The organism is Deinococcus koreensis, assembly GCF_002901445.1.
GTDB classification, from domain to species: domain Bacteria; phylum Deinococcota; class Deinococci; order Deinococcales; family Deinococcaceae; genus Deinococcus; species Deinococcus koreensis.
Genome location: NZ_PPPD01000001.1, coordinates 3,022,031 through 3,042,922 on the forward strand (window position 1 = coordinate 3,022,031; position 20,892 = coordinate 3,042,922).

Sequence of the window (20,892 nt, forward strand, 5' to 3'; positions counted from 1 at the left end):
GCACAGTTCCTCAGCTGCGTCCCCGAAATAAAACCTTTCTCACCATCTGGTGGCTCAATCTTCCCTTAAGGCTGCAATCAGGTTGGCATCAGCTTGTGGGCGCGGTCGCCCACGACACGCCAGACCCCTCTGTGCGCCCTGTGTGGCTGTCCCCGTCATCCCGGAGGTCGAGCGTGTCCCACCCATGTTTCCTACGTCTGGCCCGTCTGTCACGCCGCGTCTGGAGTCGGGCCGCTGTGGGGCGGATCGCCGCGGGCCGGATCGCGGTGGGCCTGGGGGTGGCCGCCCTGGCGCTGGGCACCCCGGCCGCCGCGCAGGCGGGCAACGCCTGCACCCTCAAGGGCGGCACCCTGACCACCAACCTGTTCCAGAACGGCGGCACCTTCGGCACGATCCAGGGGGGCGTGCTGGCCACGCCGACCCGCTCGCCGCTCAGCGGGAACCGCACGGGCTACACCTTCAATACCCGGCCCGCCACCGCCAGCGGCAACTACAGCCCCGAGGACGGCGAATACGAGATCGCCAACTCGACCTTCAACCGCCGCGACGGCGCCTGGCACAAGCTCTCGGATCACACCGGCTCGGCGGGCGCGGCGTCGTCGGGCAACGTGAACGGGCAGATGATGGTGGTGAACGCCTCCTTCTCGCCCGGCGTGTTCTACCAGGAGACCCTGAACGTCGTGCGGAACACGAACTACAACTTCGGGCTGTGGATCGTCAACCTGATCGCCCAGAGCGCGGGCGCCATCCGGCCCGACGTGTCGCTGGAAGTCGACCGGATCGGGGTGGACGACGACAACAACCCGGCCACGGCCGACGGCGCGGAGGGCCAGACCATCGCCACCACCGGGCCGATCTCGTACAGCGCCGCCGTGAACTGGTTCGAGAAGAGCGGGCTGCTCAACTCGGGCGACGCCACCCGGATCACCGTGCGCTTTCGCAACAGCGCGCCGGGGGGCGGCGGCAACGACCTCGCCATCGACGACCTGAGCTTCACGACCTGCACCTTCCCGGTTCAGGAGGTCGGAGGGGTGTCGGGCACGCTGTTCGTGGACACCAACGCCAACAACACGCTGGAGAGCGCCGACACGCGCCTGGGGGCCAATGTGGCGGTCGAGCTGCGCGACGCCGGCGGCGTGATCGTGGCCACCGCCCAGACCGACGCGAACGGCGAGTACCGCTTTTCCACCATCCCGGTGGGCGCCTACACCGTCCGGGCCGTGCTGCCCGATCCGAACATCCCGCCGGGCAGCGTGCTGCGCGGGGGCAACGACCGACCCGTCACGGTCACGGGCGGCGGCAGCGCGACCCTCAACTTCCCCTTCGGGCAGCCGCTGAGCTGCGGGGCCATCTACGTGACCACCGGGCCGCAGCTCGGCCTGTTCAATCCGGCGACCGGGGCGGTGACCTCGCTGGGCGTGACCCTGCCGGGCCAGAGCTTCGCCGCCGCCATCGACCCCATCAGCAAGCGCTTCTATTCCATCGGCACCCAGGTGCCGGGCGGCAGGCTGGCCGTCTACGACGCCGCGAGCGGCCAGAACGCCCTGACCGGGGTGAGTTTCCCCAACACCAGCCAGATCCGCCGCGCCGCCTTCGACCGCGCCGGCCTGGGCTACGCGCTGGCCGACGACGGTACCCTGTACACCTTCACCACCGCCACCCCGCCGGTGGTCAGCTCGCGGGGCGTGGTGAGCGGGCTGGGCGGCTATAACGGCGGTGACATCGCCATCGACACGCAGGGCGCGATCTGGGTGGTCACGGCGCGCAATTCCAACAACCAGCAGGCGCTGGTGCGGATCGTGGGCACGGCGGCCAGCGAGATCGGCACGATCACCGAGGGCGGCGCGCCCCTCTCGGCCAGCCCGACCAACATCGGCTCGGCGGCCTTCGGCGCGGACGGCGCGCTGTACATCGCCCGTGGGGGCGGCGGCCTGGCCTACACGCTCGATCTGGCGACCGCCGCCGCCACGCCGCTGGGGGGCACCGGCACCGGCAGCTCCGACTTCGCCTCCTGCGCCCTGCCCAGCTTCGCCCCGGCCCTGAAGGCGACCAAGTCGGTGAGTCCGGCGGGCGCGGTGGCGGCGGGCGGCACGCTGACCTACACGGTCGAGATCGAGAACAGCGGCACTGGCCCGGCCAGCGGCGTGACCTTCGCCGACCCCCTGCCGGCCGGCACGAGCTACGTCCCCAATTCGGCGACCCTCAACGGCACGAACCTGAACGCCGCCGCCTACCCTTACCCCAGCGCCGTGCCCGTGAACGGTCGGGGCGGCGCCCCGGGCGTGGTGCTGGTGGGCAACGCGGCCCGCGCCACCCTCACCTATGCGGTGCTCGTCAGCGCCTCCAGCCCGCCGGCCTCGGTCAGCAACCAGGGCCGCGTGACCTTCGACGGCGGCCCGGCCGGCGGCGTGCCCACCGACGACCCGGCCCAGCCCGGGGGCAGCGACCCCACCGTGACCCCGGTGACCCCCAACCAGCCGCCCACCGCGCAGGACGTGACCAACGTGCCCCTGCCGTCCAGCGCCGGCCCCACCACCCTCTCGGGCGGCCTGCAGGCGAGCGACCCCGACGGCAGCGTGGTCAGCTTTGCGGTCGTGACCCTGCCCGCCGCCGCCCAGGGCGTGCTGTCGCTGGCCGACGGCACGCCGGTCACGGCCGGGCAGGTGCTGACCCCCGAGCAGGCGGCCGGGCTGCGCTTCGACCCCGCCCCCGGCTCCGGCGGCACCGCCACCTTCACCTACACGGCGACCGACAACCGGGGCGCGCTGGACGGCACGCCCGCGACCTACACCATTCCGCTGCAGGCGGTGCCGGTCGCCAATCCCGACAGCGTCACGACGCCTTTCGGCCAGCCGGTCACCCTGAACCCGGCCGTGAACGACACGGCCACCGGGGCGCCGCTCGATCCCAGAACCATCGACCTCGACCCCGCCACGCCCGGCCAGCAGACGAGCGTCACCGTGCCCGGCCAGGGCACCTTCCAACTCCAGCCGGACGGCACGGTGACATTCACGCCGGCTCCCGGCTTCACCGGCACGGCCACGGTGCCGTACACCATCGGGGACTCCAGCGGCCTGACCAGCACGCCGTCCACCATCTCGGTCACGGTGGGCACCCCGCCGCCGCCCGTGGCGAAGGACGATTCGGCGATCACCCCGGCGAATACGCCCGTGACCCTGACCCCGCCCGCCAACGACACGGCCAGCCCCGGCACCAGCCTGGTGCCCGGCAGCATCGACCTCGATCCGGCCACGCCCGGTCAGCAGACCGCCGTGACCGTGCCGGGCAAGGGCACCTTCGAGGCGCAGCCGAACGGCTCCGTGACGTTCACGCCGGCCCCTGGCTTCAGCGGCACCGTCAGCGTGCCGTACACCCTGCAGGATTCGCTGGGCCAGACCAGCAACCCGGCGAACCTCACCGTGACCGTGCCCGCGCCGCCCGTGGCGAGGGACGACGCCGCCACCGCGCCCTACGGCCAGGGGGCGACCCTCACCCCGCCCGCCAACGACTCCGCCAGCCCGGGAACCGCCCTGGTGCCCGGCAGTGTCGACCTCGACCCAGGCACGCCCGGTCAGCAGACGAGCATCACGATTCCGGGCAAGGGCACGTTTGAACTCCAGCCGGACGGCACCGTGGCGTTCACCCCAGCACCTGGATTCACGGGCAGCGTGAGCACGCCCTACAGTGTTCAGGACACGCTGGGGCAGACCAGCCCCCCCGCCACCCTGACGGTCACGACCGAGCCGCCGGCCCCGCCCGTGGCCACGGCGGACTCGGCCCAGACGCCGCTGAACACTCCGGTCACGCTGACGCCCGCCGACAACGACACCACCGCGCCGGGCACGACCCTCGACCCCAGGAGCATTGACCTCGATCCCGCCACGCCGGGCCAGCAGACGAGCGTCACCGTCCCCGGCCAGGGGACCTTCGAGCTGCAGCCCGACGGCACCGTGAAGTTCACGCCGGCTCCCGGCTTCACCGGCACGGCGACCACCCCGTATACCATCCAGAACTCGCTGGGCCAGCCCTCGAATCCGGCGATCCTCACCGTGACCGTGCTGCCGCTGCCCTCGGCGCTGGACGACTCGGCCACCACGCCGCAGAACACCCCGGTCACGCTGCCCGCGACCGGCAACGACGCTCCGAATTCAGGCGCGACCATCGTGCCGGGCTCCATCGACCTCGATCCGGCCACGCCGGGGCAGCAGACCGCCGTGACCGTGCCGGGCCAGGGGACGTTCGAGGCGCAGCCGGACGGCTCCGTGAAGTTCACGCCGGAGCCCGGCTTCACCGGCGTGGCCGAGGTGCCCTACACCGTGAGGGACACCACCGGCGGCACGACCAACCCCGCCAGGATCAGCGTGACCGTGGTCGGCCCACCCGTGGCGAAGGACGACTCGGCCTCCACGCCGCTGAACACGCCGGTCACCCTGAACCCGCCCGCCAACGACACCGGCACGGATCTCGACCCCAAGACCATCGACCTCGATCCGGGCACGCCGGGGCAGCAGACCAGCGTGACCATCCCCGGCAAAGGCACCTTCGAACTGCAGCCCGACGGCACCGTGAAGTTCACGCCTGTCGGCGGCTTCGCCGGCACCGTCACCGCGCCCTACACCATCTCGGACGCCCTCGGGCAGACCTCGAACCCGGCCACCCTCAGCGTGACGATCATCGCGCCGCCGGTGGCGAAGGACGACGCGGCCAGCGGCGTGTTCGACCAGCCCGTGAAGCTCACCCCGCCGGCCAACGACACGGCCAGTCCCGGCGCGACCCTGCTGCCGGGCTCCATCGACCTCGACCCGGCCACGCCCGGTCAGCAGACCGCCGTGACCGTGCCGGGCAAGGGTACCTTCCGCCTCGACCCGGCCACCGGAGACGTGACCTTCACGCCGCTGCCCGGTTTCAGCGGCCCGGTCAGCGTGCCGTATACCATCGGGGACAGCCTGGGACAGACCAGCAACCCCGCCACGCTCACCGTGACTACCCTGCCGCCGCCCGCCCCCGTGGCGTCGCCCGACTCGGCGAGCACGCCCATCGACACGCCGGTCTCGCTGACCCCGGCCCTGAACGACTCCGGCACGGGGCTCGATCCCAGGACCATCGACCTCGACCCCGGCACGCCCGGCCAGCAGACCAGCGTCACCGTGCCCGGCCAGGGCACCTTCGAACTGCAGCCGGACGGCACGGTGAAATTCACGCCGGCTCCCGGCTTCACCGGCACTTCCACGGTGCCGTACACCATCGAGGACGCCCTCGGGCAGACCAGTAACCCGGCCACCCTGCAGGTCACGGTCTCCCCGCTGCCCTTCGCCGCGAACGACTCGGCCCAGACGCCGCTGAATACCCCGGTCACGGTCAGTCCGCTGGCCAACGATCTCGGCCGCCCCGGCGTGCCCCTCGATCCGAAGACCATCGACCTCGACCCCAGTACGCCCGGGCAGCAGACCTCCGTGACCGTGCCCGGCAAGGGCACCTTCGAGCTGCAACCGGGCGGCACGGTGAGATTCACGCCGGAGCCCGACTTCACCGGCACGGTCACGCTGCCCTACACCGTGAAGGACGCGGAAGGGAAGGCCACCAACGTGGCCCTGATCCAGATCACGGTGAACCCGCCCGCCGCGCCCGTGGCGAAGGACGACTCGGCGACCACCCCGGCCGGCACCCCGGTCACGCTGAACCCCCCGGCGAACGACGTGCCGGCGGGCGGCGCAGCCCTCGATCCCAAGACCATCGACCTCGATCCGGCCACGCCCGGCCAGCAGACCTCCGTGACCGTGCCCGGCGAGGGCACCTGGACGCTCAATCCGGATGGCACCGTGACCTTCGCGCCGCTGCCGGGCTTCAGCGGCACCGCCACGCTGCCCTATACCATCCGCGACACCTTCGGGCAGGTGTCCAACACGGCGATCCTCTCGGTCACGGTGGGCGCGCCGGCGCCGGGCACCGGGCTGGAGCTGGACAAACGCGTCCTGACCCCCACGGTGACGCCGGGCGGCACCCTGAGCTACGAGCTGACCGTGCGCAACACCGGCACCGACCCCCTGAACGCCGTGACCCTCACCGATCCGCTGCCGCTGGGGCTGCGCTACGTGCCGGGCAGCAGCCTGCTCGGCGGCGCCGCGTTCGCCGACCCGCAGCTGAGCACGGGCGACGGGGGCCGGCAGGTGCTCGTCTGGGTGCTGCCCGGTACCCTGGCCCCCGGCGCCAGCGCCAGCGTGCGCTTCAGCACCCGGCTGACGGCCACGGTCAGTGGGGACAGCCTGGAAAACAGCGCCACGGCCGCCGCCAACGGCAGGGCCAGCAAGGTGCTCGCCTCGCGGGTGGCGCGGGCCCGCGTGCAGGTCGTGCCCGGCGTGCTGAGCGAGGCCCCGGTGCTGATCGGCCGCGTGTACCTCGACGTGAACGCCGACCGCACCTTCCAGCGCGCCACCGACGTGCCCGTGCGCGGCGCGCGGGTGTACCTCTCCAACGGGAGATACGCCGTGACCGATAAGGACGGCCGCTACAGCTTCACGGATCTGCCCCCCGGCCTCTACGCCCTGCGCCTCGACCCACTGACCGCCCCGTACACCCCGCTGCCGGTGCCCGACGACCAGGGCCGCCCCGGCACGCGCTATGGCCGCACTCCGGCGGGCGGCGGGCTGGTGAACGAGGACTTCCCGCTGGTGGCCCCGCGGGGCGACGTGAACAAGGCGCGCTCCACCACGGTCACGCGCGGGCCGGTGAAACTCAGCAAGACCATCACCCCGGTCGCGGGCGGCTACCGCGTCACCCTGACCCTGCAGACCACGCAGGCCGTGACGAACCTGCGGATCACCGATCCGGTGCCGGCCGGGGCCACCCGCGGCGAGGTAAGTGCGCCGGCCACCGCCTCCGGCGCCGTGCTGTCAGGCAACGTGCTGACCCTGCCCGGCTCCACGCCGCCCGGCACCCGCACCCTGAGCTACACCCTGACCACCACCCTTCCCGCCGCCTCGGTCGTCACGGACCCCGATCTCACCTGGGACGAGGTGCAGCCATGAATGCCCGACGTTTCACCTCCTCTTTCATCGCGCTGGGTCTGTCTCTGGCGCTGGGCCGCGCCCTGGCCCAGCCGCCGGTGATCGTGGTGTCCTCGCCCGGCGCCGATCTGGCCCTGCCGCTCTCCAGCGTGGGCAGCCAGCTCGCCTGGGCGCCTGGCCCCGACGACTACCGTCTGGTGGTCGGCAGTAACGCTCCCGTGCGGCTGGAGGTCTACAGCCCCGACATCAACCGCGCCGACTACGCTGCCCGCCGCACCCCCGAGACCTACTACGGAGACGAACTCTACGGGAGCCAGGTGTATGGGGGCAAGCGCCTGGGCACCGCCTTCGTGCTGCGCGACGAGGCCGGGGGAGAGGTGGCCCGCCGGGCCTTCGGGGCGGGCACGGCGCACCGCACGGTCGCGCTCTTCGAGGGGCCGCTGCGGCCGGGCCGCTACGCGCTGGGCGTGACCTCGGTCGGCGACGGCAAGAACGCCTTCGCGCTGCGGGTCTCCGGCGGGGCGCGGGTGGAGGCCAGCCAGTTCACGGTCAGCACCCGCAATAAGTTCGGCCAGGATCAGCTGGTGGCCTTCTTCGACCTGACCCAGACCCAGGTCGGCGGCACCCTGAAACTGTTGAACTACGACGCCGACGGCCCGCGCGAGCTGGAACTCTACGCCGTCTCGCCGCAGGGGGAACGCCGCGCACTGAAGGTCTCCGGTTCCAACGCCTGGGCCGAAGACCGCATCGAGGTCACGCCGCAGTTGCTGGGCCGCTGGAAGATCGTGGCGCGGGTGCTGAAGACCACCGGCCAGTTCTCGAACGCCTTCACCTTCCGCCTGCGGCTCGACGAGGCGCCGGTGCAGGCCGTGATCCCTACCCCCGCGCCGGCCACCCCCCCGGCCGCCGAACCCCCACCGGCCGCGCCTCCAGCGCAACCCGCGGCCCCGGAACCCACACCCCCCGAACCTGCACCTCCAGAAGCCGCTCCCGAACCCCCGCCCGCCGAGGCTGCGCCGGAGCCCGTCCCCGCCCCGGAACCGGCTCCGCCTCCGGCCCCCGCTCCAGCGGCCCCACCCGCCGCCGAGACCCCTGCCCCCGCCCCGCCCGCCGCCCCAGTGCCCGCCCCGGCCACCGTGCGCGAGTCGGAGGTCACCGTGTACGGCCGTCTGGAGGCCATTCCGGGCACCACCCTGGCCGTGATCGTGGACGGGCTCCCGGAGGGCGCGGCGCTGGTGCCCGGCTCCAGCCGCCTGATCCGCGACCCCGAGCTGGACGCCCAGACCCGCCCGACGCGCGCCTGGGTGCCGGACGGCACGGAAGAGGCCCTGCCTGATCCGGTGGAACAGGGCGGCCGCCTCTTCTGGGTGATCCGGGCCGGGCAGAGCCGCACCTTCGGCGTGGCCTACACGCTGGCCCACACGGGCGCGATTGCCCTCCCGGCGCGGCCCGGCCTGGTGCTGGGTCTGCCGTCCGCCCGGCCGGTGGGGGCGGCCCGCGTGCCCGGCCTGCCCGAGACCCCGCCCCTCGACCCCGCCAGCGAACTGGAGGCGGCCCTGGGGGTGGGCGATCTGCGCCAGCTGGCCGGCGAGGGCGACCTCGTGGCGGCCCTGATCGCGGCCCAGCCGCTCTCGCCCAATGTGCCCAGTCCGGACACGGCCGTGACCTACGGCCCCGCCACCACCCTGCGCCTCACTCCGCTGCGGATCACCAGTGACCCGGCCGACGCGCCCACGCTGCTGGTCGAGGCCCTGGACGCGGGCGGCCAGCCCGCCAACGACCCCTACGTGACCCTGAGCGTGGTGCCCGAGCCGGTCACGCCCGACGCCGCGCCGCTGGAGAGCGGGTATCAGGTTCGCATGGTCGGCGGCCAGGGCCGCGTGCGCCTGAGCACCCCCGGCCCCGACCCGCGCCGCGCCGCGACCCTGGACGTCGTGCGGGCCGAGGCCAGGGTGACCAACGAGACAGGCACCGTGACCTCCAGCACCCGTTTCAAGCTCTCCGAGGTTTGGGTGCGAAACCCCGCGCCGCAGGAGACGGCGGTGGAGGGGAGCCCACGCCCGGCCTTCGGGGTGGGCGCGGTGGGCCTGGAACTCGGGTACGCGCCGTCGTCCAGCCCGGCCTTCAGCGTGTCGGGCAGCGCGCAGGGCTACTTCCGCCTGCCGGTGTTCGGAGACGCGCAGCTCACGGTGGCGGCCAACCAGCAGGCGACCTATTCGGGCGGCGTGCTCACGGCCTCGGGCGACCTTCTGCCCCCCGCCCGGCCCTTCGAGCGCTTCCCGCTGACCGGCGACGCCAGCGTTCCCGGCAGCGACGCGTCCAGCGCCGACGGCTTCTACGCCCGCCTGGAGCGCGGCCCGAACTCGCTGACCTACGGGCGCGTCAATCCCGGCTTCCGGGGCCTGCTGAGCCGCTACGATCCGCCCACCCAGGGCCTGCAGGCACGCGGCGCGGCCGGCGGGGCCTCCGGTACGGCCTTCGCCGCGCTGGTGCCGGTGGCTGACCAGACCTACCGCGTGCAGGGCGACGGCACGGCGCTGTACCTGCTGCCGAACGCTCCGGTCGCCGGGGGCAGCGAGCAGCTGCGCGTGCTGGTCTTCGACCGCGACGCTCCCAGCCTGAAACTCTCCGAACGCGTGCTGGAGCGCGGCAGGGACTACACCCTTGATCTGCAGAGCGGCGCCGTGCTGCTCAGCCGGCCCCTGCTGGCCCGCGACGCGGGCGGCCACCCGCAGTTCCTGGCCGCCGCCTACGCCTCCGAGTCCGCCAGCGTGGCGCGCGAGCTGCGCGGGGGCGCCCAGGTCAGCTACGAGTCCGGCGGGTTCAAGGTCACGGGCACGGCGCTGCGGTTCTCGGCGGCGGCCTCACCCCTGTTCGGAGTGGCGGCCGAGTACGTCCGGGGCGGGCTGGGCCAGAGCCTGAACCTGGGCATCGAGGGCGCCTACAGCGGCGGATTCGGCGTGGCGGCCCAGGCCCGCTACGCCTCGGGCCGCACCCAGATTCAGGCCAGCGTGCAGCAGCGCGGCGTGGGCTTCACCGACCCCGACGCCGTGGCCCCGGCCCAGCCCGGCCGCTCGGCCCGCCTCGACGCCCGCGTGGGTCTCACGGACACCCTGAGCCTGCAGGGGAACGCGACCCTGGAGCAGAATCTGGCGGCGGGCAGCGGGACGGCCAGCGCCGGCGCGGAACTCCGGAACGACTTCTCCGCCTTCAGTGCCGGGCTGGGCCTCGCCGGGCGCTGGGCCTGGGGCGCGGTGAACGCGGCCGACCTGTACGCCACCGCCAGCGTGGACGTGCCCCTGAGGCCCTTCGGCGTCAGCGCCCGGCAGCGGGTGGGCCTCACGGCCGGCACGGCCTCGGACACGCTGCTGCAGGCCAGCTACGCCCTGACGCCCAGCCTCTCCCTGACCGCCTCGGAGCTGCTGAGCTACGGCGGCGCGCTCACGCAGCTGCGCTCACAGGCCTTCTTCGGGGTCAGCGGCCGCTTCGTGAACGCCCAGCTCCTGCGGCGGCGCGCCGGGGCGCCCGAGACCCCCGACACCTTCGGCACCACCAACGTCTCGGCCGGCTATGAGCTGGACACCCTGGGCGCCCAGGCGGGCCGTTTCCGGGTCGGCCTGGACACCGACGTGCCCCTCACCGAGACCCTGAGTGCCCAGCTCGCCGCCGAGGTCGACACCACGGCGCGCAGCTCGGTCGCGGTGGGGCTGAACTACGCGCGGGGGAATACGCGCGCCTCGGGCCGCGCCGAGTTCTCGGTCTCGGGAGGGGGGGTCAAGCAGGTGTACACGGCCTCCGCCGCCCTGCAGCTCAGCCCCGACGTCGTGATCTCGCCCAGCGGCGAGTACGCCGTCCTGGAAGACGGCACGCGCGGTTCGCGCTTCTCGCTGGCAGCGGCCTGGCGCGGCGAGCGCTGGAGCCTGCTGACCAACAACGTCCTGCGAGGCGGCTTCTACGGCGATCTGCTGGAGGGCGAGCTGCGCGCCTCCTACCAGCAGGGCGAACGCCTCTTCATCCGGCCCGGCGCGGCCTACCGCCTGACCGGCGGGGTGTTCACCGGGCAGCTCGGCCTGGGCGCCACCTACTATGTCACCAACATCTTCGGCGTGGGCGGCAACGTGGCCTACCTGTACCAGCCGGCCACGGGCACCGGCCAGCTCGCTCTGGGCGCCGAACTCAGCGCGCGGCTCGCGCCGGGGCTGGTCGCCTCGGCCGGCGTGAACGTCCGGGGGTTCAGCGGCCTGGGCAGCACCTCCAAGACCGAGCCCGGCTATTACCTGCGGCTGGACTACCTCTTCGACGAGACGCTGTTCCGGAAGTAGGTCAGGCCAGAGCCCCGGCGCTGGCCGGCGGTGGGGCCGGACATGAAACAGCAGGGTGGGGATGCGGCTGACAGTGCGTTCCCACCCTGTCGTGTCGGCCCGGGCAGATCGGCAGCCGTGTCTCGTCCCACACACCGCGGCGCCTCTGTCTTGACCCCGTTCTCTGAAACCCGGGTTTCCTGAATTCCGGTCTCTCTATCCCCTGACCTCGGTGAGCCCGGCCGGGTCAGGGGGGTGCGGCCCGTTCGGGCGGCGTGTCCACCACGTTCAGGTCGGCCTGGACTTCCCAGACCAGATCGCGCCAGACCCAGCCGCTGCCGGGAAAACGCAGGCCCATCTTCAGCTCGTTCAGCAGCCGGGCGCGGGCCTCGCGGATCGGCATGCCCCCCGCGATCATCTGTCCCAGGGGTTCCAGCGGTTCGGCCACACGGGGCACGCCGCCCGCGCCCCGGCGCGGCGCCGCGTGCAGTTTCAGGCGGAACCACTCGTAGCGCTCGACCGCCTCCAGCCGCCCGTCGCGCAGGGCCTGGGCCACGAACTGCGCCACCTCGAAGACCGGCACCTCGGCCTCGCGGGCCGCCGCCCGCACCGAGCGCCCGCCCTCGCGCTCGAACAGCGGCTCGGCCCCCCGGAAGTAGCCGCTGGGACTGCCGATCACGGCGCACAGCTGGCTCCATTCGTCGCTGGTGCGCGCCCAGTCGGAGATCAGGTGGGTGTAGCCCCCCAGCGCCTGACCGGTGACCGCCTTTTTGGTGAACGCGAACGAGCCCACCTCGGGAACGAGCGGACTGGCGTACAGCGCCTCCAGGCCCAGCCAGTCGAGGATGCCGCCGGAGACGATCTCGCCGCCCACGAAGGCCACCGCGTAGGGCACCTCGGCCTGGACATCCAGCACGCCGGTCTGGCGGGTCGAGTGGATCAGTTCCAGCGCGCCCAGCAGCGGGATGTCACTCAGGAGGCCCTGCATGGCCTGAAGCTAGCATGACCCCCGCGGAGCGGCAGGCTTGAATGCCGGCCTCCCGGTCGGCCAGGAGATCCGCCCAGGCGCCCCCGAGTTCCCCGGCCACGTCCGAGGCGATCAACCCGTAGCCGTGCCGCGCCCCGGCGCGCTCACCGGCCCGCGCGTGCAGGCGCACCCCCGCGATGGCGGCGCCGGGGGTGTCCAGTCCCTGCCCGAGCAGCGCCGCCAGCACGCCCGAGAGCGTGTCGCCCATGCCGGCGCTGGCCATGCCCGGATGCCCCCCGCGCGACACGCTCAGGCCCGCCGGGTGGGCCACCACGCTCGGCCCGCCCTTGAGCACCACCACGCCGCCCAGCCGCGACTGCAGGGCTCGCGCCGCCATCAGTGGGTCACGGGCGACCTCGCGGGTGTCCACTCCCAGCAGCCGGGCCGCCTCGCCGGGGTGGGGCGTCCAGATGCAGCGGTCGTGGCCGGCGCCCGCCAGCTCGGGCTGCAGCGCGTCGGCGTCCAGCACGGTGGGCACGTTCCAGGACAGCGCCGCGCGGGCCACGGCGGCGGCTTCCGGCCCCAGGCCCATGCCCACCGCCAGGGCGCCCGGCAGGGGAGAGCGGCCCAGCTCCAGAAGGGTCGCCGGCCAGTCCGGGTGCCGGCGCACCATCAGCTCCGGCGTGACCAGCGGCACCTCGGCCAGGGAGTGGATGGTCACCAGACCGGCGCCGGCCCGCAGCGCCCCCACCCCCGCCATCGCCGCCGCGCCCGTGGTGCCGGGGTGCCCGCCCACGATCCAGACCCGCCCGGCGCTGCCCTTATGGGCGTCGGCGCGGCGCACGGGCAGCAGCGCGGCGACCTCGGGGTCGCTGGGCCGCGTGGCCTGGGCATGTTCCTGCACCCATTCCGGCACCACCCGCAGCGGCAGCAGCGTGACCTGTCCGGCCCGCGCGGCGGCCGCGCCGAACAGCAGGGCTGGCTTCCAGCCCATGAAGGTGACCGTGTGGTCGGCCTGAACCACCTCGTCCGTCACCTCCGACGAGGCCGCGTCCAGGCCGCTGGGCAGGTCGATGGCGACCACCCGCCGATCCGCGCGCTGCTCCCGCCAGCGCTGCACCTGGGCCAGCCACTGGGCCAGGGCTGGGCGCACGGGGGGCGTGAAACCGGTGCCCAGCAGGCCGTCGACCACCACGCCGGCTCCGGCCAGCGCCCGGCGCAGGCTACGGGGGCTGAGGAGTCCGGTCTCGCCCCCGACCGAGCGCCAGCGCCGACGGTTCAGGCGGGTCAGCGGGTGCGTCGACGGCAGGGCCAGCACGTCCACGTCGCGCCCCAGCACCTGCAGGTGGCGGGCCGCCACGAAGGCGTCGCCCCCGTTCGCTCCGCCCCCGGCCAGCAGCAGCACCCGGCCCCCCGGATAGTGCGCGTGCAGGACATCGGCCACGCCGCGCCCGGCCTCCTCCATGGCCAGGTCGAGCAGCCCCGCGCGCTCCAGCCGCTCGTCGACCCGCCGCGCCCCCTGGGGGCTCAGGACGAATGCGGTCACGGCCCGGCCACCTCCGGCTCAGCTCAGCGCGCCGCGCAGGGCCAGGACGATGACCACGGCGACCAGCGCGAGCACGCCCCAGCGCAGCCATTTGAGCAGCGGACTGACCGAGAACTGCTCGCGCATCTCCGCGTCGGTGTCCTCCTTGGAGCGGCGCATCCCCAGCCGCTGGCCGCGCCGGATCGAGCTGACGGATTCCCCGACCCGGCCCTGGCGGCGCAGCGCCACCCCCAGGTTGTGATGGGCACCGTCGTAGTCGGGGTGGATCTTCAGGGCCTGACGGTAGCGGGCCTCGGCCTCCGCGCTCTGGCCGGCCTCCAGATCGAGGTTGCCCAGGTTGGTCAGCGCCCGGTAGTGGGCGGGATCGGCCAGCAGCGCTTCCTCGAAGTGGGCGCGGGCGCCCGCCGTGTCGTCCAGCAGGGCCGCCTGCACGCCCAGTGAGTTCAGCGCCTCGGCGCGGGTCAGGCCCAGTTCCAGCGCGGGCGCCAGCCGGGCCTCCAGGCTCTGCGCCACCTCGCCCCTGGGCGCCGGGCGGCTGTCCAGCGCGGCGACGGCCCGTTCCAGGGCGGCCGGGTCGAGCAGCCGGCGCAGCACGCTCAGCTCGCCCGCCGGGGCGTCCTGTATGGCCCGCTTCAGGTCGGCCAGGGCGCGTCGGGCCGCCGGGTAGCGGCGTGCCCGCAGGCCCTCCTGAATGCCGACCACCGCGCTCAGGGCCTCCTGCACGTCCGGATCGGCGCCGGACAGCCGGGCGGTGGCCAGCGCGCGGCGCCACTCGGCGGCGTGGATCAGTTCGTTCAGGTCGGGCAGTGCAGTGGCGGGAGCGCTCAGGCCGACCCCGGCGGGTTCCGTCATGCCTGCAAGTATAGGGGCGGGGCCGGCGGGACAATCGTGCCGCCACCGCGGATCGGCAGCAGGCAGGCTCGCGGGAAGGGCATGGTCGGTGTCTCTGACGGACAGTGGCCGATGGGGAGCCGAAAAGGGCGTTCTGGCCGGCTTTTCTATCGCCAGATCACCGGTCTTTGTCCCTCCTCTTGTGGGCGACCCGGAGAGCTGCACAGCACAGGGTCGGCGTCGCGGGCTGAGCCTGCCTTCGAGTTGGGCGATGAACGACCACCCCTCGTCCAACCCCGGTGGGTCTCGTCTTACGTCAGACCTTCCCGGCGGGAGGGTTTCGGAGGGGCTGACCCGGACAGGAGCGAGGCAAGAGGGCACTTGGCAGCGTCGACTGGACGAGGCATGGTGCGTCTGCCCCGGCCCGCGCCTGCGGTGGCCCGGCATATACTGATGCGCTCAGCGCGCCGCCCGGTGTCGCCACCCCCTTCCCGCTCCAGCGGGTGAGCCCCGGAGGAGCCGTGACCCAGCCCGATCCAGTTTCCGCCCCCACCGAGTCCCAGCACGAAGGCACGCCGGCCACCAGAACGGTGCCCCTGCACTCGCCCGCCCGCGTGCGCGAACTGCTGGCCCGCCACGGCCTGCGCCCGACCAAGAGCCTGGGGCAGAACTTCCTGATCGACGGCAACATCCTGCGCGCCATCGCCGAGGCGGGCGGGGCCGGGGCCGGCGGGCACGTGCTGGAGGTCGGCCCCGGCCTGGGCGTCCTCAGCGCCGAGATCGCCTCGCGCGGCGCGCGGGTCACGGCGCTGGAAAAAGACGAGCGCCTGCGGCCGGTGCTGGCCGAGACCCTCCAGGGGCTGGACGTCACGGTGGTCTGGGGCGACGCGCTGGACTTCGATTACGCCGGCCTGCCCGGCGGCACCCGGGTCATCGCCAACCTGCCCTACTACATCACGGGGCCGCTGCTGAGCCGCTTCATGCGGGCCGCGCCCATCGTGTCGGCCACCGTCCTGGTGCAGAAGGAAGTGGCCCAGCGGCTGGTGTCCCCGCCGGGCAGCGACAGCTACGGCTTCCTCAGCGCCCTGGCGGCCCTGTACGGCAGCGTGCGCCACGTGCGGGACGTGCCCAAGGGGGCCTTCCTGCCCGCGCCGGACGTGACCAGCTCGGTGATCCGCCTGGACTTCGACCGCTCCCGCCCGCCCCCGCCGCCCGAACTGGAGCGCTTCGTCGAGGCCGCGCTGCACCACCGCCGCAAGACCCTGCGCAACAACCTGCGGATGGTCGGCCACGACGCGGCGCAGATCGACGGGGCCCTGGCGGACATTGGCCTGCGCCCCGACGTCCGCGCCGAGGACGTGCCCCTGGCTGCACTGGAAGCGGTCGCCCGGAAACTGGGCGTGATACGGTAACCGCAGCTCTACACCTGATTTCCACCCGAGTAGTCGAGTTCCTGTTCATCCCCACAAGGGCCAGTCCAGCCGGCCCTGGAGGTCTCCACCGTGAAGTTCTACGTTATTGGCGATGTCACCGTCGACCACCTCTACCACCTTGATCACCTGCCCCGGCCCGGCGAGGAAGTCACGCCCCTGCGCTCCAGCATGAAGCCGGGCGGCGCGGGCGGCACCATCAGCGTCACGCTGGCCCGGCTGGGGCACACGGTCACGCTGGCGGCGCGGGTCGGCTCCGACCCCTTCGCCGAGTACGCCATGAGCCAGGTGCGCCTCAGCGGCGTGGGCATGGGCGCCATCCAGCAGGACGAGCGGCACCTGACCAGCACCATCACGGTCATGCAGACCGAGCACGGCGAGCGCACCATGATCAGCGACGGCGCCGCCAACCGGCAGCTCGATCCGGCCAAACTGAAGAAGAAGGACATCGAGGCCAGCGACGCCCTGATCGTGAACGCCTACAGCCTCATCGAGGGGCCGCAGCGCGAGTACTCCCTGCAGGCCATCGAGTACGCCCGCGCCGCGAAGAGGGCGGTGCCGGTGTTCATCGACCTGGGCACCGGCGCCGTGAACAAGGCCCGCACCAGCCTGCTGGACGACGTGATCGGCGCGGACTACCTGAGCCTGAACCAGCACGAACTGCAGGCCCTGACCGGCACGGGTTCCATCAGCGCGGCGCTGGCCAAACTCGGGCAGGCGGGGGCGCAGCGCGTGGTCGTCAAGGTCGGCAAGATGGGCTCCATTACCTGGACGCCGACCGAGACCGAACTGGTGGACGCCGTGCTGCCCGAGGGCGACGTCGTGGACTCGACGGGCGCGGGCGACACCTTCACCGCCACCTTCGCGCACGCCGTCCTGGGGGGGCTGAGCATGGCCCAGGCCGCGAAAGCCGCGAACGCCGCCGGGGCGCTGGCCGCCACCAGCGTGGGCGCGCAGGAACGGCCCATCACGGCCGCCGATCTGGCCGACGTGCTGCCCAAAGCCAAGAAGTAGGCTCCACGGTTCCCCGCCCCCAGGCGCCGCCGTGGCCTGGGGGCGAACTTGCTAGCCTGCGGCCATGTCCTACCAACCCGATACGCTGGCTCCGCGCCGCCCGGTCTACGCTGCGCGCGGCATGGTCGCCACCGGACAACCCCTGGCAGCCCAGGCGGGCCTGAGCATCCTGCAGGCGGGCGGCAACGCCATCGACGCCGCGATCGCCACGGCGGCGGCCCTGACCGTCGTGGAGCCGACCAGCAACGGCCTGGGCGGCGACCTCTTCGCGCTGGTCTGGACCGGGGGTGAGCTGCACGGCCTGAACGCCAGCGGGGCGGCCCCCGCCGCGCTGAGCCTGGAGGCGCTGCAGGAGCGCCACGGCGGCGAGATGCCCCGCCACGGCTGGACGCCCGTCACCGTGCCCGGCGGCGTGCGCGGCTGGGCCGACCTGCACGCCCGTTTCGGACGCCTGGAGTTCGCGCAGGTGCTGGCCCCGGCGATCCGGTACGCGCGGGACGGCTACCCGCTCTCGCCCGTGCTGGCGGCCGGCTGGGCGCGCGCCATCCAGATCTACCGCGCCCTGGAGGCGCCCCTGCTGGACGAATGGTTCCGCACCTTCGCCCCAGACGGCTTCTCCCCGGCCCCGGGAGCCCTGTGGCGCAGCGAGGCCCACGCCCGCACCCTGGAGGCCATCGCGGCCAGCCACGGCGAGGCCTTCTACAGCGGCGACCTGGCCGCGCGGATCGACGCTCACGCCCGCGCGACCGGCGGCCTGCTGCGCGCGGCCGACCTGGCGGCCCACCGCTCGGAGTGGGTCACGCCGATCCACACGGACTACCTGGATCACCGTGTCTATGAGATTCCACCCAACGGCCAGGGGATCGCCGCGCTGATCGCCCTCAACGTGCTGCGGGATCTTCCCCTGCCCGGGCGCCGGGACGATCCCGAGGGCCTGCACCTGCAGATCGAGGCCATGAAACGGGGCTTCCACGACGCGCACCGCTTCGTGGGCGACCCCCGGCACGCTCCGGTGGATGTCCAGTCCCTGCTCTCGGAGGCGAACGCGGCCGCCCACCGCTCCCTGCTGGGCACGGTCGCCCACGACCCGGCCACCCGCGCGCCGGGCACCGGCGGCACCGTGTATCTGGCGACCGCCGACGACGCCGGGAACATGGTCAGCCTGATCCAGAGCAACTACATGGGCTTCGGCTCCGGCGTGGTCGTGCCCGGCACCGGCGTGGCCCTGCACAACCGGGGCCACAACTTCAGCCTGGAGGCCGGGCACCCGAACGTGCTCGCGCCCGGCAAACGCCCCTACCACACCATCATCCCCGGCTTCCTGGGCCGCACGGACGGCACCCCGGTCGGCCCGTTCGGCGTCATGGGCGGCTTCATGCAGCCCCAGGGGCATCTGCAGGTCGTGCTGAACACCGTGCGCTACGGCATGAACCCGCAGCAGGCCCTGGACGCCCCGCGCTGGCAGTGGCACAGCGGCCTGCAGGTCGAGGTCGAGCCCGCCCTGGGCACCGGCCTGTCCCGCGAGCTGGCGCGGCGGGGGCACGGGATCACCGTGGGGCTGGAGCCCGGAAGCTTCGGGCGCGGCCAGATGATCCGCCGCAGCGCGGACACCGGGGTGCTGGAAGGCGGCACCGAGAGCCGGACGGACGGCCATATCGCCGCGTACTGATCCATGCCCTGCGTGAAGATATCGGCAGGCGTTTTTCGTCGGATGGGACAGTCTCGCTGCTACAGTGGTTTTCCCCCCTCGTTATTGTCCTCATCTTCCAGACACCCGCCTGACATGCCGGCGTATCCTGACGGGCGTGAAAAAACATCTTCCCCTGATCGGGGCGCTGCTGCTCGGTGCAGCCGGCGCTCAGACCGTCGAACTCCGCATTCTGGAAACCACGGACCTGCACACCAACGCGCTGGGCTACGACTACTACCAGGACAAGCCGACCGGTGAGTACGGCCTGGAATACACCGCCACGCTGATCAAGAATGCCCGCGAGGAGAAGCGCAACTCCATGCTCTTCGACAACGGCGACCTGATCCAGGGTAACCCGCTGGGCGATTACGTGGCGCGCGTCAAGCCCCTCGCCGCCGGCCAGATGCACCCCATGCACGCCGCGATGGCCGCCATCGGCTACGACGCCGGCAACCTGGGCAACCACGAATTCAACTATGGCCTGCCCTTCCTGCAGGGCGTGCTGGGCAGCGCTCCCATGCCCTACGTCAGCTCCAACGTCTTCCTCGCCGACGCTGACACGGATCCCTCCAACGACAAGAACGCCTTCACGCCCTACCTGATCCAGCGCAAGCTGGTGCGCGACACCTACGGCCGTCCGTACTATCTCAACGTCGGCATCATCGGCTTCCTGCCTCCGCAGATCATGCAGTGGGACAAGAGCAACCTGGAAGGCAAGGTCACGACCCGCGACATCGTGGAGACCGCCCGCCGCTTCATCCCCGAGATGAAGGCGCGCGGCGCCGACGTGATCGTGGCCATCGCCCACTCGGGCATCACCGCCGACTACCAGCCCGGCCAGGAGAACGTGGCGACCGAGCTGACCAAGGTGGAGGGCGTGGACGTGGTGCTCAGCGGCCACAGCCATCAGGTGTTCCCGGGGCCGGTGTACAAGAGCATTCCCGGCGCCGACATCACCAATGGCACCATCAACGGCAAGCCCGTGGTCATGGCCGGCTTCTGGGGCAACGACCTGGGCATCGTCGACCTGAGCCTGACCAAGAAGGGCAACCGCTGGGCCATCACATCCGGCAAGGCCAGCGTGCGACCGATCTGGGACACGGCGACCAAGAAGAACCTCGTCACGCCCGACCCGAAGATCGCGGCGGCGGTGAAGGCCGCCCACGAGGGCACCCTGGCCTATGTGCGCGGCAAGGTCGCCGACCTGTCTGCGCCCATCAACTCCTACTGGGCACTGGCCCAGGACGACCCCTCCGTGCAGCTGGTGAGCAACGCCCAGACCGCCTACGTCAAGGCGGCCCTGAGCAGCGGCCCGTACAAGGATCTGCCGGTGCTGAGCGCGGCCGCTCCCTTCAAGGCCGGCGGACGCGGCGGCGCCAGCTACTTCACCGACATTCCTGCGGGCACCCTAGCGATCAAGAACGTGGCCGACCTGTACGTGTACCCCAACACCGTCCAGGCCGTGGTCGTGACCGGCGCCCAGGTGGGGGAGTGGCTGGAGCGCTCGGCCGGGCAGTTCAAGCAGATCGACCCCGCCAAGACCGAGCCCCAGGTGCTGGTCGACGATTCCTTTCCCACCTACAACTTCGACGTGCTGGACGGCGTGACCTACGAGATCGACGTGAGCCAGCCCAGCCGCTATGGCGCGGCGGCCGAACTTGCCAACCCGAATGCCAGCCGCATCAGGAACCTGCAGTACCAGGGCAAACCCATCGATCCGGCCCAGAAGTTCGTGGTCGCCACCAACAACTACCGCGCCTCCGGCGGCGGCAAGTTCCCCGGTCTGGACGGCAAGAACATCGTCCTGGAAGCGCCTGATGAGACCCGCCAGGCGTTGATCGGCTACTTCCAGCAGCAGAGGACGGTGAACCCCACCGCCGACGGCAACTGGAAGCTGACGCCCCTCCCCGGCGTGACCCTGCTGTATGTCAGCTCGCCCAACGCCCAGAAGTACCTGCCCGCCGGCGCGACGCTGCTCAGGACGCGCGACGACGGCTTCGCGGAGTACACGATCAAGTTCTGATCCGAGCTAACTGAGGTGGCCCAGAGATGTAATGGTCTCTGGGCCACTTGCCATGGAATTTGATAGGGGCCTTCCTTAAGCTGGAT

Annotated in this window: 9 protein-coding genes; 6 read left to right on the plus strand and 3 right to left on the minus strand. The window is 72.5% G+C overall.

Annotated elements, in window-relative coordinates:
• Window positions 1–236 precede the first annotated feature (236 nt).
• Both CVO96_RS14360 and CVO96_RS14365 read left to right on the plus strand, forming a co-directional pair.
• The gene (locus CVO96_RS14360; RefSeq protein ID WP_103312813.1) at window positions 237–7,025 is read left to right on the plus strand and encodes an Ig-like domain-containing protein; all 6,789 of its coding nucleotides are present in this window, start codon (window positions 237–239) and stop codon (window positions 7,023–7,025) included.
• Window positions 7,022–11,326, plus strand: coding sequence for a hypothetical protein (locus CVO96_RS14365; RefSeq protein WP_103312814.1), 4,305 nt, complete (start codon window positions 7,022–7,024; stop codon window positions 11,324–11,326). The genes CVO96_RS14360 and CVO96_RS14365 overlap by 4 nt, the downstream gene beginning before the upstream one ends.
• Window positions 11,327–11,552: 226 nt before the next feature.
• Here CVO96_RS14365 and CVO96_RS14370 read toward each other — a convergent pair whose 3' ends face one another.
• The 3 genes from CVO96_RS14370 to CVO96_RS14380 are packed head-to-tail and all read right to left on the minus strand — an operon-like array spanning window position 11,553 to window position 14,670.
• Window positions 11,553–12,293, minus strand: coding sequence for a DUF4388 domain-containing protein (locus CVO96_RS14370; protein WP_103312815.1), 741 nt, complete (start codon window positions 12,291–12,293; stop codon window positions 11,553–11,555).
• A complete protein-coding gene (locus CVO96_RS14375) occupies window positions 12,274–13,818 on the minus strand; it encodes an NAD(P)H-hydrate dehydratase (protein WP_103312816.1) in 1,545 nt (514 codons plus the stop codon). The genes CVO96_RS14370 and CVO96_RS14375 overlap by 20 nt, the downstream gene beginning before the upstream one ends.
• Before the next feature lie 18 nt (window positions 13,819–13,836).
• Window positions 13,837–14,670, minus strand: a complete 834-nt coding sequence (locus tag CVO96_RS14380) for a tetratricopeptide repeat protein (protein WP_103312817.1) — start codon at window positions 14,668–14,670, stop codon at window positions 13,837–13,839.
• Window positions 14,671–15,170: 500 nt separating this feature from the next.
• Here CVO96_RS14380 and rsmA point away from each other — a divergent pair, with 500 nt between their 5' ends.
• The 4 genes from rsmA to cpdB all read left to right on the plus strand — a co-directional run bounded on the left by rsmA (window position 15,171) and on the right by cpdB (window position 20,806).
• Complete coding sequence (rsmA, locus tag CVO96_RS14385; RefSeq protein ID WP_423739366.1) at window positions 15,171–16,061, plus strand: 16S rRNA (adenine(1518)-N(6)/adenine(1519)-N(6))-dimethyltransferase RsmA; 891 nt, start codon at window positions 15,171–15,173, stop codon at window positions 16,059–16,061.
• A gap of 90 nt (window positions 16,062–16,151) precedes the next feature.
• Window positions 16,152–17,093 carry a carbohydrate kinase family protein gene (locus CVO96_RS14390; protein WP_103312818.1) on the plus strand — a complete coding sequence of 314 codons (942 nt, stop codon included), beginning with the start codon at window positions 16,152–16,154 and terminating at the stop codon, window positions 17,091–17,093.
• 64 nt (window positions 17,094–17,157) lie between these two features.
• Window positions 17,158–18,762, plus strand: a complete 1,605-nt coding sequence (locus tag CVO96_RS14395) for a gamma-glutamyltransferase family protein (protein WP_103312819.1) — start codon at window positions 17,158–17,160, stop codon at window positions 18,760–18,762.
• A gap of 136 nt (window positions 18,763–18,898) precedes the next feature.
• Window positions 18,899–20,806 (plus strand): 2',3'-cyclic-nucleotide 2'-phosphodiesterase, encoded by a 1,908-nt coding sequence (gene cpdB, locus CVO96_RS14400; RefSeq protein ID WP_243398378.1) that lies wholly within the window; start codon window positions 18,899–18,901, stop codon window positions 20,804–20,806.
• The last annotated feature ends 86 nt before the right edge of the window (window positions 20,807–20,892 follow it).

What these genes read in the sequence shown, in the direction of transcription:
- CVO96_RS14395 (WP_103312819.1), top strand. Translation starts at nt 17,158, where the DNA reads ATGTCCTACCAACCCGATACGCTGGCTCCGCGCCGCCCGGTCTACGCT.
- CVO96_RS14370 (WP_103312815.1), bottom strand. Translation starts at nt 12,293, where the DNA reads ATGCAGGGCCTCCTGAGTGACATCCCGCTGCTGGGCGCGCTGGAACTG.
- CVO96_RS14380 (WP_103312817.1), bottom strand. Translation starts at nt 14,670, where the DNA reads ATGACGGAACCCGCCGGGGTCGGCCTGAGCGCTCCCGCCACTGCACTG.
- CVO96_RS14365 (WP_103312814.1), top strand. Translation starts at nt 7,022, where the DNA reads ATGAATGCCCGACGTTTCACCTCCTCTTTCATCGCGCTGGGTCTGTCT.